The sequence below is a fragment of the Paludibacillus litoralis genome (genome assembly GCF_037646705.1).
GTDB classification, from domain to species: Bacteria; Pseudomonadota; Alphaproteobacteria; order Rhodobacterales; family Rhodobacteraceae; genus Pikeienuella; species Pikeienuella litoralis.
Map to the genome: position 1 here is coordinate 148,273 of NZ_JBBHER010000006.1, position 15,591 is coordinate 163,863.

Here is a 15,591-nt window from a genome sequence, read left to right on the forward strand (position 1 = left end):
GTTGACAAGGACGCCCGATGGACCGAACCGCAACCATGCTTCTCGCCTTCATGAAGAAAGACACGAGCGGCGGAATCGTCCTGATGATCGCCGCCATCGCCGCGATCGTCGCCGGGAACACCGCGATCTCTCCGCTCTATTCCGCGTTCCTCGACGCGCCGGTCGTCCTCCGGATCGGCGCGCTCGAAATCGCCAAGCCGGCCGTCCTCTGGATCAATGACGGGCTGATGGCGATCTTCTTCTTTCACGTCGGGCTGGAGATCAAGCGCGAGGTGCTGGAGGGCGACCTCTCCAGCTTCGACAAGGCGGCGCTGCCGGCGCTGGCCGCGCTCGGCGGCATGGCCGGACCGGCGCTCATCTACGTCCTGATCAACAGCGGCGGGGATCCGACGGCGCTCAACGGCTGGGCGATCCCGGCGGCGACGGACATCGCCTTCGCGCTCGGCGTCCTCGCGCTGGTGGGGCGGCGGGCGCCCATCGCGCTCAAGGTGCTTCTTCTCGCCATCGCGATCATCGACGATCTCGGCGCGATCGTCATCATCGCGTTTTTCTACACCGCGGATCTTTCGACCAACGCGCTGCTCCTTGCGGGGGGCGCGCTTCTGATCGGCGCGCTGCTGGGCTGGATGCGGGTGAAAAGCCTTGCGCCCTATATCATCCTCGGCGCCATCATGTGGGTCTGCGTCCTGAAATCCGGCGTCCACGCCACGCTGGCCGGGGTGATGATCGCGCTCTGCGTGCCGCTGAACGTGAAGAGCGGGCGCTCGCCGCTCCGCCGGGCGGAGCATGGGCTGCATCTCTGGGTCGCGTTTTTCGTCCTGCCGCTTTTCGCGTTCGCCAACGCCGGCGTGTCTCTGGCCGGGCTCTCTCTCGACCAGGTGGTGGCGCCGGTGCCGCTCGGCGTCGCGCTCGGGCTGTTCGTCGGCAAGCAGGTCGGCGTGATGAGCGCCTCCTTCGCGGCGGTGAAGCTCGGCGTCGCGGCGCTGCCGAAGGGGCTTTCCTGGCGGCACGTCTACGGGCTCGCCTGCCTCACCGGGGTCGGCTTCACCATGAGCCTCTTCATCGGCTCGCTCGCGTTCTCCAGCGCGGAGACGATGAACGAGGTCCGGCTCGGCGTGCTGATGGGGTCGTTCGCATCGGGCCTCCTCGGCTACACGCTGCTGATGACGAGCGGCCCGGCGCCGGCGCGCGAGCCGGAGCGCGCCTAGGCCGCCGCCTCTTCCCCGCCGACAAGGCCGACAATGTCGAACATGATCCGATTCAGGTCGAAATCCTTCGGCGTGTAGACCTTCGCCACGCCCATTCGCCGCAACGCCGCGGCGTCGGCCTCGGGGATGATGCCGCCGACGACGACCGGCGCCGAGAGCCCGGCTTCGCGGAGCCGCCCCATCACCTCCTTGATCAGCGGCAGATGGGAGCCGGAAAGCACCGAGAGGCCGATGACATGCGCGCCCTCCTCCGCCGCCGTCGCGACGATCTCCTCCGGCGTCATCCGGATGCCCTCATAGGTCACGTCCATGCCGCTGTCGCGGGCGCGGACCGCGATCTGCTCGGCGCCGTTGGAATGCCCGTCGAGCCCCGGCTTGCCGACGACGAATTTCAGCGTCCGGCCCAGCCGCGCCGAAGCGGCGGCCACCGCATCGCGGATCTCGTCCAGCCCTTCGGCCGTGTTGGAGACCGCCGCGCCGACGCCCGTGGGCGCCCGGTACTCGCCGAATTCCGCGCGGATCGCGGCGCCCCATTCCCCGGTCGTCACCCCCGCTTTCGCACAGGCGATGGAGGGCGGCATGATGTTCCGCCCCTCCCGCGCGGCGGCGCGAAGCTCGGTGAGCGCGGCCTGGGCCGCCGCCTCATCGCGCGCGGCGCGCCACGCCTTGAGCCGGGCGATCTGCTCCGCCTCGACCGCGGGATCGACGGTCAGGAACCCGCCCTCGCCCGCCGTCAACGGGCTCTCTTCGCCGCCCTGATAGCGGTTGACGCCGACGACCACCGTCTCTCCGCGCTCGATCCGGGCGAGGCGGGCGGTGTTCGCCTCCACCAGCGCGCCCTTCATGTAGCCGATGCAGGCGACCGCGCCGCCCATGCCCTCGATCGTGGCCAGTTCGTCCCGCGCGCCCGCCTTCAGCGCCTCGACCTTGGCTTCAACCGCCGGATTGCCGTCGAAAAGATCGTCGAACTCCAGAAGATCGGTCTCATAGGCCAGGATCTGCTGCATGCGGAGCGACCATTGCTGATCCCATGGCCGCGGCAGGCCCAGCGCCTCGTTCCACGCCGGCAACTGAACCGCCCGCGCCCGCGCCCGCTTCGACAGCGTGACCGCCAGCGCCTCCAACAGGATCCGATGGACGTTGTTCTCCGGCTGCTGTTCCGTCAGGCCGAGCGAATTGACCTGGACGCCATAGCGGAACCGCCGGTAGCGCTCTTCCTCCACGCCGTAACGCTCACGGCAGATCTCGTCCCAAAGCTCGACGAACGCCCGCATCTTGCACATTTCGGTGACGAAGCGGATGCCCGCGTTCACGAAGAACGAAACCCGCCCGACGACTTTCGGAAAATCCGCCTCCGGCACCGCCTTCCGCTCGCGGACCGTGTCCAGCACCGCGATCGCGGTCGCCAGCGCGAAGGCCAGCTCCTGCTCCGGCGTCGCCCCCGCCTCCTGCAGGTGATAGGAGCAGACATTCATCGGGTTCCATTTCGGCGCATTGGCGTAGGTCCAGGCCGCGATGTCGGAAATCAACCTGAGGCTCGGCTCCGGCGGGAACACATGGGTCCCGCGGCTGAGATACTCCTTGATGATGTCGTTCTGCACGGTTCCGGTCAGCGCGGAGACATCCGCCCCCTGCTCCTCCGCCGCCGCGACATAGAGCGCCAGCAGCCAGGCGGCGGTGGCGTTGATCGTCATCGAGGTGTTCATATTCTCGATCGGGATCCGGTCGAAGAGCGCGCGCATGTCCCCGAGATGGGAGATCGGCACCCCGACCTTGCCGACCTCGCCCCGCGCCAGAACATGATCGCTGTCATAGCCGGTCTGGGTCGGCAGATCGAACGCCACCGAAAGCCCGGTCTGCCCCCGCGCGAGATTCCCCCGGTACAGCGCGTTCGACGCTTCGGCCGTCGAATGCCCGGCGTAGGTGCGGAAAAGCCAGGGGCGGTCGGTCATCATCAGCCTCGCGGGTCACGGGTCTTGTTGCAACGCGGAAAATATCCGCGCAAGATTATTTCGCAAGAGCCGATATGAACTTTATGTAAATAACCCGCCGATGAACCGTCGCGGTCAGGCGCCCTTGACCGGAACCGCGCGGCGGGCCGGCCCGCCCCGGGAGAGGATGGCGCGCGGGCGATCTGCGGCGGCGCCCCTCCGCGCCGAATCGGACGGGGGGACGAGACGCGCCTTTTACGCGGCGCCCCGCTTGCGCGCGCCGGTGAACATCACCCTGGCGCCCTGCGGGTCGGTCGCCTGGGTCAGCCAGTCGCCGCCCACCGGCAGCTCCATCGGGCCATGCCGGATCGTCCCTCCCCCCGCCTCGATGGCGGCCTTGGCCGCGTCGATGTCGGGGACCTGGAACGCGAAATTCCAGAGCGGCGCGGCGGCGCCTTCGGGCGCATCCATCATCGCGCCGATCTCCGTCTCGCCGCTCTTGATGAACGTATAGTCGCCCATCCCGCCGCCCATCGGCATCGCGCCCGCCTTCTCCCAGCCGAAGAGCGCGCCATAGAACGCCAGCGCCGCCTTCTGATCGCGCGCCGCCAGCTCGTTCCACACGCAGTGGCCAGGCTTCTTCGGCGCGAAGGCGGCCCCGCCCGCGTCCGCGTCGACCCGCATCAGATAGAAGCGCGCCCCCTGCGGGTCGGCGACGAAGGCCAATCGGCCCACGCCGGGGATATCCTGCGGCTCCATATCGATGGCGCCGCCGAGCGCCGCGACCTTTTCGGCCGCGACGTCGACATCGGCCGCGCTGAAATACACAGCCCAGAGCGGGGCGAAACACGCGCCATCCAGCGCTTTCACGAGCCCGCCGACAGGTTCGCCGTCCGCCGCGGTGAAGATGCGATAATCGCGCCCCATGGCGCCCTGCGTCTTTTCGAACGTCCAGCCCATGACGGCGCCATAAAAACTCTCTGCGGCGTCAGGGGCGTCGGTCATCAATTCGTACCAGATCGGGGCTCCGTCGCGATCGGCCATCGTCTCGCTCTTCCTCGGCTCCCGGGCGCATTCCGGCTCCGTCGCCGGCTGTTGATATTTACGTTTATATCAACATAATAAGCCAGATGTCAATTCCGCCCCCCCAGAACGCGACATTCGAGATGACCCTGCATGTGCGGGATCATTGCCTTTGTCTGCACACGCTCCGCGCCGCCCGCGCGATCGCCCGGCGCTTCGATGACGCGCTGCGGCCGCTCGGCCTCAGAAACGGGCAGTTTTCGCTGATGATCTCGCTGAATCGCCCCGAGCCGCCGACGCTCGGCTCGGTCGCGCGCCTGCTGGCGATGGACCGCACGACGCTCAACGCCAACCTGAAGCCGCTGGCCCGGCGCGGGCTGCTGACCGTCACTCCCGACAGGAAGGACCGCCGCGCCCGCCGCCTCGCGCTGACCGAGGACGGCCGCGCGCTGCTTGAACAGGCGATTCCGGTCTGGGAGGCGACCCATGCGGAAATCGAAACCGCCCTTCGCGACCCGGATGCGCTCCGGAGCGACCTCACCCTGCTGAGAGAGGTCGCGGCGCGCGGCGGCCCGGACTGATCGCGGCGGCGAGCGCCATCACCCGGCGGCGCCCCTGTTCCAGCCTCATCCCCCTGCGCCAGCCGGCGTTTCAGCCGCAGGCGATCGCACACGGGAGATGGGAGGGAGACGCCGGGGAAATGGGCCGGGAAAATGGTCGGAGCGAGAGGATTCGAACCTCCGGCCCTCTGGTCCCAAACCAGATGCGCTACCAGGCTGCGCTACGCTCCGAACTAGAAAAACCTGACGATATAGTGGGGTTTCCACAGCTTCTACAGATGCGTCGTTGAGAACGCAAGGGGGCCAATGTCGTGTAGAGTGAGCGCAGAGTCCCGAAATAGTCCCGAACAGATTTCGGCCCTCACCGCTTGAACCCGCCCCGCCTGTCGCCCGGCTCGGCCACCGGCGCCATGGGGCGCTGGCGCCCCCCGCCCCGGCTCACGCCCCTGAGCTTCTCGGTGGTCCGCAGCGCGCCGAGACCGAGCATTCCGCCGAGGATGGTGATCACCATGCCGAGATCCGGATTGGGCAGCCGTGACACATCGAAGTCCGGGGCCGCGATGGTCAGCGCCAGGACGATGAAGTCCCGCACGATGAACACCCAGGCGAGGATGAGGCCGCAGAGCCAGCCGATCGCCGGGCGCCACCCGGCGACGAACACGCTGTCATGCTTGGCCTCGGCCGCGTTGACAGCGATCTGCGCCAGCCGGCCCTGTTGCTCCAGCTCCACGAGCTTGCGCTTGGCCTCGGCGCGCTCCGCGTCCGAAGTGAACAGGTCGTCGATCAGGCCGAACAGGCTCGGCAGGATGGAGCCGGCGGCGGCGACGAGGGGGAGCGCCATCACGCAGCCCTCGGACAGTCGGCGCGGCCGAGCGGGCAGCCCGAGACGATGGGGGCGTCCTCGATCAGCATCAACCCCGCTTCGAATTGCTCCGCGTAGCCCGCGACCAGATCCGCCTTGTCGGTCCCGTTCACGACCCGGCGGGCCTGCACATAGTCGAGCTTGCCGTCGCCGGTGCGATAGTCCGCGAGGCCCTTTCCGGTGAAGGCGCCCTGGATCATGCCCTCCCAGATGATCTTCGCCGAGATCGCCGGCTCCTTCGCGCGATCGGGGCTGGAGACCAGATCGACGCCCGTCGCCGCGCTGGCCCACACATAATTCCCCAGCCATGTCAGATGCACGAACCCGCGCCCATGGAAGCGAACGCTCCGCCCGCTGTAGAGCAGCACGTCCTGCCCATAGGGCCGGCCCTCGCCGCGCCCGTATTCCTCCATCGCCCGGAACCGATCCGTCTCGTGATAGGCGGTCGCCAGCACATAGGCCGCCTCATAGAGCGTGCGCTCGCGCGCCAGACCCTCGTCGATCAGCCGGTCGAGCGGGTCTTTCTGCGATGGCGGGAGAGAGCCGCGAAACAGCCCCGGCGTCACCGCGTCGTAAAATGCCTGTCGTGTCATTTGCCGCTCCCGATCTCCAACCTTCGAACCCGCTCCTGAACGCCGTCAATCTGGCTCTGGATCTGAGTGTTGAGCTCGCGCTGGATCGCCCAATCGCGATCCGCCATGTCCTGCGTGCGCAGCCCCCTGACCGCGAGCTTGATCTCGGCCAGCGTCTCGTTGGCGGCGGACACTTGCTCCTCGACGCGCGTGATCCGCTCGCCAAAAAGAAGCATCGGGCCAAAGCCAAGCACGACCAGCCCGATGAGAGAGATTACAGTGCTCGCCGGGATACCGGCGCGCTTGTCTTGCTCGCTCATGGCGCGCTCCGAAGCTCGATATCGGAGACGACGGTCAGCCCGGCGTCGCTCAACGTGATCGACGGGCCAACGTCGTCCTTGTCCACCAGAGCGGACCCGCAGAGCATTCGCGTCTCGTTATAAGATGCTGTCCCGTCTGAAATATCGCCGCCCGCCGCATCGGGGAACTGCGTCCCGCCGGTCCAACTGTCTACAGTGTATGAAAGCCCCTTGACGCGCGTGAAGAAGGTCATCATCACGCTGTCGTCATAAGCTGTCTTTACGCCAGTGACCGGGCTGGCAGTGCTCGAATTTACGGCGGTCTGGATATCCCCGGTCAGCGCGCCAGCGTTTGAATTATTGATCTTGAACGCCTGAACAAGCGTGGTGTTTCTATCCCCGCCGAACTTGGCTTTTAATTCCAGCGTCCCGACCGCTGGTGACGGGATCAAAAACACCTCCTGATGGGCCGCGAAATTAAATCCCTGAGCGATGATGTGTGAGAACACATCGACGCCGCCGAGGGTGGCTTCCGTCATGTATCCGTCGGCATCCTGCTTGGCGCTCCGATACCCGACGCCGATCAAGATGGGCGACCCATCTGAAACGTAACTACCAAGCGAGGCCTCGACCCCGGCTGAAACGCTGGCGGTGTATGTGTTGTCGTCCAGCCAGACCGGCTCCACGCGTGACGACGGGGCCGGGGAGACCGCCTCGCTATCCGTCGTGACCGCCGAGCGCCCGGTGTCGGTCTCGGCCACGGCGCGGAGATAGTATGTGGTCCCGTCCGCTGGCGTCACTGTCAGCGAGATGACTTTGCTGGTCTCGCCGGTCGCAAAACGATAATATCCCGCGTCGATGATCTCATCGGCCGGGCTCCCGCCGCCTGCCGAGGACACCCCCGTCGCGTCCGCGTGTTGCATCACCTGTTGCGGCGATGGGGCGGCGCTGGAGGTGGAGAGCGTCCATGCGACGATATCGCCCGCCGCGCCGCCGAGCGTGACCTCTTTCGCGTCCATGTCGAGGGAGACGGTCGGCGCGGTCGGCGCGGAGTACGCCGGAGCCACTCCCCAGTCGGCGGAGAACGGCAGAGCGGCCGGGTCGATGTTGTATTCCGCCCAGCCGTCCGCCGGCTCAAAGAACGATCCGTAGACCGACCGAACCGATTTCGGGTGTATGACGAACGCCTGTTCGGTCGGGACATAACCCGATCTGGACGGCTCCGAGGGGATGCCTCCTACCGCCCCGATGATATTGGGGAACGCCGCTTCAATCTCAGTTTTGTTCGCGATCCCGTAGGTTTTCTCGCCCGTGACGCTGACGCCGGACCAGTCCGAGGATCGAATCGGAGAGGACGATCCGAGCAGGTTGCTGAGCGCCGTTGAGCCGAGGAACGTCTCGCCCGGCTTTAGGTCGCGGAGGCTGATCCACGCTTCTCTGCTGCCTTGCCCGGGGGCCGGAGCGATCACCAGCCCGTCAACGATGGTGTCCTTGGAGGTGAAAACCCCGCCTTCGTACCCGGTGATGGCCGCGAAATAGCCCTTGACCCGGTTGACGCTCTCGAACGCAGCGAGAACATTATCTCTGATGCCGGTCGAGCCGTAGTGAATATTATCCAGGATGTTGAAAGATTGGTATTTTTCGCGCGTGTAGACGCTGCTGGTCGCGCCCGTATGCTGGCTCTGGTCGCCGTCCGCGTGGATCCTGCCGCGATTGGCCAGCGCCGCAATCGTCGTCGTGCCGACTTCCCAGAGATAGCTTTCTCCGGAGCCGCCGCCGGGCATGTTCGCGCCGCCTGCGATGAAATCATCGACGAAATGGTGGCCGAAACACCCGACGAGATACACCGAGCCGTCTCGCACGGCGATCATGCCGCTGGCGCCCGCCATCTCCGTCGCTTCAAAGGAGCAGCTTCCACCATTGCTCACCCTAGTCGCGTTTCCAGAGATACCAGAAGAACTGCTCTTGGCGCCATCCGCCCACCATGCGCCGATCTTGCAGCGCCGCGTGGCCATCCACGCATCCGCAACCCCGAGCGCCGCGAACCCATCATTCGGCATGACCCAATCGTCAAACACGATCAGCACCCCGCGCGGAGCCTTGAAGTTGACGAAGCCGAAGGTTTTCCCGCCGCCCTCGACAACGATGACGGTATGCGGGCGAACCGGATGTGCGCCCGCCGGGGCGTAGCTGTCGTAGATCGTGCCAATCGACGCGCCCGAGAACGTGATCTTGTGAAATTTCGGGCTCGCGACGGTGCCGTTATCCGCCCATTTGTCCTTCAGAGTGGAGAGGAAATTGGCGCCCGTCGTCGTGTTCGCGGTGGTGTCGTAGGTGAGGCCGTCCACCTCAACGTTAGCGACGTATTTCGTCGGAGCCGGACTGTCGCGCAGAGCCGTGCAGGCGATGGAGATCGTCCTCGTCACCGCGCCGCGCGTCACATCAACGCTGACTGGCGGGCTGAACGAAAGCATGTCGCCAGTGATCGCGCCGGTGGAGGCGTTGAGCGCCAGCCCCATCGGCAGGAGGTCCGCCGTGGTGTAATCGCCGCTCTCGCCGCCGAGGCCGGGCGCGGTGAAGTTCATCGTCTCGCCGCGCAGGGCCGTGGTCTCAAGCAGCAGGGCCGCCGCGCTGCTGGCGGTGGTCGATCCCGAGCTGTTGGTCGCCGTCACATCGACGGAGTATTCACCCGGCTGCGCGTCGATGGGGATCGTGTAAGTCGCCGCCGTCGCGCCGGAAATCACGTCTCCGTCACGCCGCCATTTGTATGCGAACGTGATCGGCGCATCGCCGGTCCATGTGCCCGTGCTGGCCGTCAGCGTCTCGCCCTGAGCTACGGTCCCGGTGATCGCCGGGAGCACGGTGTTGGCCGGAGCCTCCGCCGCCGTCTCGGTCGGCGCCCTCAGCTCCAGATATGCTTGCAGCCCCGCCGTCTCGTCCACCGTCAGCGCCCGGTCCACGACGACATGCGCGTAGGTGCGCGCGCCCGCGAGCACGTCGTAAGCGCCCGCGCCGACTGTCTGCGCGGTCAGTATCGAGACTCCGGCTTCGGTCGCGGTCCCGATGGTGACGGCCGCTCCGAGATCGGGGAGAGTCGCGGTCAGGCTGTCGTCCACGCCGTCATTGACAAGATGCGGGAGCGACCCTTTCTCGGCGTCCGCGGTGACGCCAAGCGTCGGGCGCAGGCCATCCGTCGCCTGCCGCGCCGGAGAGCCGAGCTCCTCGCGGATCGATGCGGACCAGATCTCCACGAAATCTCCGGGCGCGTCCGCGACCCCGATCACACCGATATAATGCGTGGCCGCCGTCGCGACGAACGTGGTCGAGAACGTCGCGCCGGTGCTGTTGACCGGCTCCACGCCGGAGAGGGCGGCGTCGGTCGTGACGCGGAAAAACTTCGGCTCGGCCCCGCTCGTGTTCGCGCGGAGCTGATAGGTCCGGCCGATGGTCAGCCCGGTCGCCACCCCCGCGACGCCATACGCCCCCGACGCCGTCGCCGTCGCCCGCGCCCGCCCGCTCTCCAGCGTCACGGTCTCGTTGCTCCGCGCGCCGGTCCACCCGCTCAGACCGTCCGAGAAATCGGCGTTGCCGACCGCCTCGGCGCCGAGGCCCGATCCGCCCCCGCTCAAGTCGAGAATCTTCCCCACGGGATCGGCAGCGCCAGAAATCAGCGTCGCGCCATCGGAGGTCAGGAACATGCTCGCCGCGTCGAACGGGTCGAACCACGCACCGTCTTCGCCATTCGCGAACAGATCCGAGACGGCGAACCCCGTCTCCGCTTCCGGAGCCGCCACCCCCATCGCCGCGCCACCGGCCATCGCCGCCGCGAGCGCCTGATCGAGAGCCGCAGCAGGAGCCTCCATCGCCGCGCCCCCGGCCATCGAGATGGAGAGACGCTGGTCGAGCGCGGGATCGCCGGCGCCCATCGTCCCAACGCCCGCCAGGGGGGAGGAAAGCGCGCGGGCCAATGTCGGCGCGGAGACCGCCATCGCGCCGCCGCCGATCATGGCGGAGGAGAACGGCCGCAACTTGGGAAAGCCATGGACCACGACCGGGGCCATGACGATCTGTCCGGGGACGGTGGGCGCCATCGGGTCAGCTCATCGTCAGCGTGACGGCGCCGGCCTCGAACGTCAGCGTCCCCGACGGCCACGCGGCCCCGGCCGCCAGCGCGCGCTTGCAAATGCAATTCCCTCCCGTCGCCGCATCCCAGACCGAGACATGCGTCACCGTCCCCTTGTCCGCGGTGGCCGGCCCGAACACCAGCTCCGCGTCGCTCGCCGCCGTATCGCCGGTGACCGTGAAGCTGGTCGCTTCGCGCGCCGCGCCGTCGCCGCTGATCTCGCCAACCGCGCCCGTCTCGGTCGGATCCTCGCTGTGCAGCGCGACGTAAAACGCGCCGCCGCCGAGCGCCGCCTCGGCGGTCAGGTTTTCGCCATAATTCGTCAGATCGGTCATCGCCGAGTCCTTTCGGTCATCGTTGTCAAGGGGTGAGAGGGCGTGCGCCCGGGGTCAGTCCGCGCCGCCCTGGCCGGGCGGCGACACTTTCGGCAGGATCTGGATCACGCCGTTGATGATTGTCAGGCCAGCATCCTCGCCCGATCGTGTCAGCCGGATGCTGTAATCGCTGAACTGGTCGAGCGCGCCCGTGATCGCCCGCGAGGCCTGGAGCCGCACCGCGGAGCCGACGAGGCTGGCGTCGAGCGCCACCGCGCTCCCGCCGCGGCGCCCGATCGCCGCCGCCAACGCGGCCCAACCGGAGAGGTCGATATCGGCGCCGTCCGCGCTGGTGAGCGGGATGAGAACGTCAATCGGGTCGCCCGCGGTCTCGATCACCTTGATCTCCGCCGGCGCCCCGTCCGCCACCTGGAACATCAGCCCGCCTCCGCCATCGCGCGGAAATGATCTCGGATTTCGTCGCCTGTCATTGGCGGCTCCGTAGGCTGGACAATCCCGAAAACCATCGGGATCAACGGATCATCGACGTCGTACTCGACCGCCAGATCGATCCTGTTGATGATCTTTCGCGCCTCCGTCACGGTCAGCATGTTGCCGCCGACCGCCTGCTCAACCGCCGCCCGAACCTCGTTCCGGCCGAAATCGAAACGATCCGCGACGTAGTCCCAGAACGCGATGCGATCCACGCTCGCGGGCGGCTGCTTTTTCATGATCTCAATCGCCATTATTCGACCTCGATTGCGAAAGTTTCGGAGACCCACGGGAACTCCGCGACCGCTTCCACCGTCCAGCTTCCGGCGGCGAAAGTGATCGCGACCTCATTGGTCTCGTCCACCGTGATCTCCGGCGCGCCGTCCGCGTCCACGAAGCGGAGCACCGCCCCTTCGGGGAGATCGGCCCAGGTCGCCGCCACGCCAGCGGCGAAGGCAGGCGGCGCGGGGATCGTGGGGCGAAGCGCGGCGACCGGCTCGCCGGAAATCTCCGCGATGAAATGCGTGTCGTGCTGGACGTCGTCGTCCACCGCGATCGCCGCCTCGCCCCCCTGGAGCTGGCTCTCGGCCGTCTGGCTCGGCGGGAGCGAGACGACGCGGTCTATCGCCGCCGGGAGCGGCCCGGCCCATATCGCAAAGCTGCTCATGCGTAGATCCCGAGCGCGTCGCCAAAGAGGTTGACGGGCGCGGGTTGCGGGTTAGAAAACTGCCCGGCGATGGAGTGGTTCCCGGCCGATGCGGGGACGGCGACCGAGGCGATCAGCATGACGCCGGAGAGCGGCCCGCCGGCCGGGGCCGACGCGCCGACCGTGCGCCGTGTCACGCCGTCGATATTGAGCTTGAGCTGGCGAGTCGTCCCCGCCGGAACGTCGACCACCGCATAGACCCGCGCGCTGATATAGCCCGCGCGCTGCAGATTGACCGTAAAGAGGACGCCGCCATTCCCGCGAGATCCGTTATACGGGCGGCTGACCGCCTCCTGCCCGATCTTCTCGTTGGTGACCGCCTCGCCCGCGAGGGTGAGCGTGGTGACAGCCAGATCGCCGATGAGCCCGGACGCCGCTGTGATCGACTTCTTGACGATCACATCGTTGGCGTCGAGCAGGATTTTCGACGTGCCGTCGTTCCCGGCCAGTACTCCGATCCGCGCCTCGTATTTCCCCGCGACCGAGCGGATGAGGACGCTGGATTTCAGCATCCCCTCGATATCCGCGAGGGAGAGTTGAGAGACTTCCGTGGAGCCGCGCAGGTCGTCCTTCAGCGCCGCTTCGGTCTGCGTGATCGCCAGCGCGCGGGCCTGCTGCTCGTTGGTGATTGCGATCTGGCGGCTGACAACCTCCGCATTCAGATCGACGGTCGAGCTCGGCGCGTATGGCCTCGGCTCCGTCGCCCCCGCCTCGCCCTGCGTGATCTGCGGGCGGAAGACAAACATCCACGCGTCGACCGCCGGGTTGGTCGAGTCCGGCATGATCGCTTCGAGCATCGCCCGCGTCGCGCCAGCCGGGCATTCCGCTCCGACCCATAGCCGGTCAAACTGCTCGGGGTGATGGATCGGCGCCGTGGCCGTCGAGTCGCTGGAGAACGCCGGCCCCACGGGCGCGCCGGCGGCGTCGAGGAAAAACAGCGCCAGCCGCGCCGCGCAGTTGATCGCGCCGACATTGGCGCTGATCTCGATATACCGGCCCTCCCGGACCGGGACGCCCCGGTCGGCGGGGAGCGCGCCGTCGCGGCTGCTGAAATTCAGAATGCGCGCATCCTGGTCCACGGCGTTGGCGAGGCGGCGCAGATAGATCGGCTGCATCCCTTCGGCCGCGCCGGAGCGGAGGCTGTTCGGGCTGAGCAACCCGCCGAGATATTCGCCAGATGACTCCCCCAGCGTCCGCCAATAATCCGGCCATTCGTTCACCGCCGCGCCGATAGAGAACTCGCTGTTCAGCACAACGTTGATGGACGGCCCGGCGCTGACACGGGATTCCAGCGCGTCGATATTCCCCCGGTTCTCGGCGACGTCGATGATGACCTGATCGACGGCCTCCTGCGCCTCGTTCGCGGTGGTCACGGCCTCCGAGATCGCGGAGTCGATTTCCTCCTGCGTCAGCGATGTCGGCGTCGTGCCGTCTTTCCGGGCGCTCGGCGCGCTCTCGTTGCCAGTGTGGTCGACCGCCGTGACGTAATAGGAGCGCGCGGTGTCCGCCGCCAACCCGTCGCGGCGAAACTGCGATTGCCGCCCGCCCGCGCTCAGAACCTCGCTCGTCGCGCCGAACGCCGCGCCGCTCGCGCCCTCGTAAAGCCGGAAATGGGAGAAGTCGGCGGGGTAGACATAGGAGCCGGCGACGTTGAACACGAACCCGCCGGCGACCGTGCCGATCGTCACGCTCGGAACCGGCGGCGCGGTCACGTCCTCCGACGGCGTCGCGGTCCCGGCGCTGACCCACTCCGATTTCCCGCCGTAGAGATTGACCGCCCGAACCTCGACCGTCAGCGCCACGCCGCGCGGCTCGCCCTGGATCAGGTACGACGTGGAGCTGCTGCGCCGGGAGCGATAGTCCCCACCCGCCGGCTTCCAGCGCACGTCATAGCGCAGATCATAGATGCCGCTGACCGCATCCCACGTCACCAGAACGTTTGATTGCGTCGTCCCGTCGCCGAGAAGCACGGTCTCCGCCACCGCCGAGACCCCGGTCGGAGCCGCGACGATCAACGGCGAGGGCAGCGTTGAGTCCGCGAACACCGGCGGTTGCGTCACCGAGCCAGTGTCGAACAGCGTCAGCGAATATTCCAGCATCGTGACGCGGACTTGCGCGCCGACGCTGGTGATCTCGATGCTGGACGAGACGATCTCAAACGGCCCCTCGATGCCGAAATCATCGAGATCCACGTTGTAGATCGTGCCCGCCACCGCGCCGAGGAATTCGGAGAAGAGCCCAGTGATGACGGTCCGGGTCCGCCGCCCCTGGCGCACGATCCCCGAGACCAGCCGCTGCGCGCGCTCCGGCTTCGTGCACATCGGCAGATCGACGTTGATCATGTTCGGCTGCGCCGGCGCGTCATCCAGCACCACGGCCGGATAACTGTCGGACTGGAACCGCCCGTCGAACCGGCTGTAGACCCCGCGCGCGCCGTCAGGATAGTCCTCGAAATCGACCGACGAATCTATGGTCAGCGGCGAGGCGAGATCGGCCTGCGTGATCGTCCCCGATGGCGTGATCGCCCGGCCTGCGACGAGGCTGATCTTGCCGCCGGACTGGATCGGCTGCCCGAGGCCATAGACCCCGAGATCCCTGAGCACCGTCCCCGGCGCGATGCCGGTATCTATCACGCCGTTGAGCGTATACCGCTTGTTGGTCCCGCCATCCTCCGAGACGCCCTCGGCGCTGATCGCCGCCGCTTGCGTCAGCGCCGGAATGTCGATGTCGACGCCGTATTCGTATTTGCCGCCGCCGCGCTTGCGCGTCAGGTAATCCGCGACGCAGAGCGCCCAGTTGTTGGTGTAGCCGCGCGTCTCCGTCGCCGGGTCGTAGACGTCCGCGCAGCCCTGCACTTCGGACCAAAACGCACCGACACCCGAAGCCCAATTCTCGGCATAGTTGCGAAACCGCAGAACGTAATAGGCGACGCCGTGCAGCTCCCACTTGACCGGCAGATCGAGCTGCGTCCCGATGATCGGCGGCGTTCCCTGGTCGACGGTCCCGAGGCGCAGATTGATATCCAGCTTCTCCGCCGGAAACTGGCTCCCGCCATTCGCCGCGTCATAGAGCAGCACGTCGCCCGCGTAGATCTTCTTGTATTCATCGATTTCGTGGCAAGCCACCGCGACCGCGACGATGAGATCGCTGTCGTCAGTCTCCCCGAGATGATAGAGCAGCATCCCGCCGCCGACGCGCGTGCGCCCGTAGACGATCGGCAGATTGAACGCCGCCTGCCGCACCGCCGCCGTCGCCGCGAAGCCGGTCGATTTCGGCTTTGGCCCGAGCAGGATTCCCGCCGCCGTCGTGGCCCCGGCGATTGCCGCAGCGGCGATGATATTGGCGCCGGCCGCCATGATTGCGCCGCCGACCGTCGTCCCCGCGAGCGCCGTCCCGAAGATGACCGGAGCCGCCGCGCCCGCCGTCGCCACCACCGCCGCCACCGCCGCAGCGACGAGGACCGGCTTGATGAGCTTTTTGAATCCGCCGAAAAAGCTCATC

13 protein-coding genes and 1 tRNA gene are annotated in these 15,591 nt (G+C 67.2%); 2 read left to right on the plus strand and 12 right to left on the minus strand.

The genetic code is table 11. From position 1 onward, the window contains the following. Positions 1-17 precede the first annotated feature (17 nt). Positions 18-1,208 (plus strand): Na+/H+ antiporter NhaA, encoded by a 1,191-nt coding sequence (nhaA, locus tag WG921_RS11820; protein ID WP_340109442.1) that lies wholly within the window; start codon positions 18-20, stop codon positions 1,206-1,208. On the opposite strand, the gene WG921_RS11825 is transcribed toward nhaA, so the two are convergent. Both WG921_RS11825 and WG921_RS11830 read right to left on the minus strand, forming a co-directional pair. Continuing rightward, a complete protein-coding gene (locus WG921_RS11825; RefSeq protein ID WP_413788586.1) occupies positions 1,205-3,163 on the minus strand; it encodes a protein meaA in 1,959 nt (652 codons plus the stop codon). The two genes, nhaA and WG921_RS11825, sit on opposite strands and share 4 nt — an antisense overlap. A gap of 231 nt (positions 3,164-3,394) precedes the next feature. Beyond that, positions 3,395-4,183 (minus strand): VOC family protein, encoded by a 789-nt coding sequence (locus tag WG921_RS11830; protein WP_340109444.1) that lies wholly within the window; start codon positions 4,181-4,183, stop codon positions 3,395-3,397. An 86-nt stretch (positions 4,184-4,269) separates the two neighbouring features. On the opposite strand from WG921_RS11830, the gene WG921_RS11835 reads away from it, so the two are divergent. After that, the gene (locus WG921_RS11835) at positions 4,270-4,743 is read left to right on the plus strand and encodes a MarR family winged helix-turn-helix transcriptional regulator (RefSeq protein WP_340109445.1); all 474 of its coding nucleotides are present in this window, start codon (positions 4,270-4,272) and stop codon (positions 4,741-4,743) included. Between the two features lie 133 nt (positions 4,744-4,876). On the opposite strand, the gene WG921_RS11840 is transcribed toward WG921_RS11835, so the two are convergent. From WG921_RS11840 to WG921_RS11885, 10 genes are all read right to left on the minus strand, one after another. Further along, positions 4,877-4,953, minus strand: a tRNA-Pro gene (locus WG921_RS11840). 130 nt (positions 4,954-5,083) lie between these two features. Continuing rightward, positions 5,084-5,563 carry a 3TM-type holin gene (locus tag WG921_RS11845; protein WP_340109446.1) on the minus strand — a complete coding sequence of 160 codons (480 nt, stop codon included), beginning with the start codon at positions 5,561-5,563 and terminating at the stop codon, positions 5,084-5,086. Then, positions 5,563-6,177 carry a hypothetical protein gene (locus tag WG921_RS11850; protein WP_340109447.1) on the minus strand — a complete coding sequence of 205 codons (615 nt, stop codon included), beginning with the start codon at positions 6,175-6,177 and terminating at the stop codon, positions 5,563-5,565. The genes WG921_RS11845 and WG921_RS11850 overlap by 1 nt, the downstream gene beginning before the upstream one ends. Continuing rightward, positions 6,174-6,476, minus strand: a complete 303-nt coding sequence (locus WG921_RS11855; RefSeq protein WP_340109448.1) for a hypothetical protein — start codon at positions 6,474-6,476, stop codon at positions 6,174-6,176. Before WG921_RS11855 ends, WG921_RS11850 begins: the two co-directional genes overlap by 4 nt. Then, entirely contained in the window at positions 6,473-10,546 is a 4,074-nt protein-coding gene (locus WG921_RS11860; protein WP_340109449.1) for a hypothetical protein, read from the minus strand. Before WG921_RS11860 ends, WG921_RS11855 begins: the two co-directional genes overlap by 4 nt. A 4-nt stretch (positions 10,547-10,550) precedes the next feature. Continuing rightward, on the minus strand, positions 10,551-10,913 hold the full coding sequence (locus tag WG921_RS11865; RefSeq protein WP_340109450.1) for a phage tail fiber protein: 363 nt from the start codon (positions 10,911-10,913) through the stop codon (positions 10,551-10,553). Between the two features lie 54 nt (positions 10,914-10,967). Continuing rightward, positions 10,968-11,330: a hypothetical protein gene (locus tag WG921_RS11870; RefSeq protein ID WP_340109451.1), complete on the minus strand. Its 363-nt coding sequence runs from the start codon at positions 11,328-11,330 to the stop codon at positions 10,968-10,970. Beyond that, positions 11,330-11,638, minus strand: coding sequence for a hypothetical protein (locus tag WG921_RS11875; protein ID WP_340109452.1), 309 nt, complete (start codon positions 11,636-11,638; stop codon positions 11,330-11,332). The genes WG921_RS11870 and WG921_RS11875 overlap by 1 nt, the downstream gene beginning before the upstream one ends. Then, on the minus strand, positions 11,638-12,051 hold the full coding sequence (locus WG921_RS11880) for a hypothetical protein (RefSeq protein WP_340109453.1): 414 nt from the start codon (positions 12,049-12,051) through the stop codon (positions 11,638-11,640). The genes WG921_RS11875 and WG921_RS11880 overlap by 1 nt, the downstream gene beginning before the upstream one ends. Further along, the gene (locus tag WG921_RS11885) at positions 12,048-15,590 is read right to left on the minus strand and encodes a phage tail protein (protein ID WP_340109454.1); all 3,543 of its coding nucleotides are present in this window, start codon (positions 15,588-15,590) and stop codon (positions 12,048-12,050) included. Before WG921_RS11885 ends, WG921_RS11880 begins: the two co-directional genes overlap by 4 nt. Position 15,591: the final 1 nt, after the last annotated feature.

Coding starts and splice junctions, on each gene's coding strand:
- nhaA (WP_340109442.1), top strand. CDS start 18: ATGGACCGAACCGCAACCATGCTTCTCGCCTTCATGAAGAAAGACACG.
- WG921_RS11825 (WP_413788586.1), bottom strand. CDS start 3,163: ATGATGACCGACCGCCCCTGGCTTTTCCGCACCTACGCCGGGCATTCG.
- WG921_RS11830 (WP_340109444.1), bottom strand. CDS start 4,183: ATGGCCGATCGCGACGGAGCCCCGATCTGGTACGAATTGATGACCGAC.
- WG921_RS11835 (WP_340109445.1), top strand. CDS start 4,270: ATGTCAATTCCGCCCCCCCAGAACGCGACATTCGAGATGACCCTGCAT.
- WG921_RS11845 (WP_340109446.1), bottom strand. CDS start 5,563: ATGGCGCTCCCCCTCGTCGCCGCCGCCGGCTCCATCCTGCCGAGCCTG.
- WG921_RS11850 (WP_340109447.1), bottom strand. CDS start 6,177: ATGACACGACAGGCATTTTACGACGCGGTGACGCCGGGGCTGTTTCGC.
- WG921_RS11855 (WP_340109448.1), bottom strand. CDS start 6,476: ATGAGCGAGCAAGACAAGCGCGCCGGTATCCCGGCGAGCACTGTAATC.
- WG921_RS11860 (WP_340109449.1), bottom strand. CDS start 10,546: ATGGCGCCCACCGTCCCCGGACAGATCGTCATGGCCCCGGTCGTGGTC.
- WG921_RS11865 (WP_340109450.1), bottom strand. CDS start 10,913: ATGACCGATCTGACGAATTATGGCGAAAACCTGACCGCCGAGGCGGCG.
- WG921_RS11870 (WP_340109451.1), bottom strand. CDS start 11,330: ATGTTCCAGGTGGCGGACGGGGCGCCGGCGGAGATCAAGGTGATCGAG.
- WG921_RS11875 (WP_340109452.1), bottom strand. CDS start 11,638: ATGGCGATTGAGATCATGAAAAAGCAGCCGCCCGCGAGCGTGGATCGC.
- WG921_RS11880 (WP_340109453.1), bottom strand. CDS start 12,051: ATGAGCAGCTTTGCGATATGGGCCGGGCCGCTCCCGGCGGCGATAGAC.
- WG921_RS11885 (WP_340109454.1), bottom strand. CDS start 15,590: ATGAGCTTTTTCGGCGGATTCAAAAAGCTCATCAAGCCGGTCCTCGTC.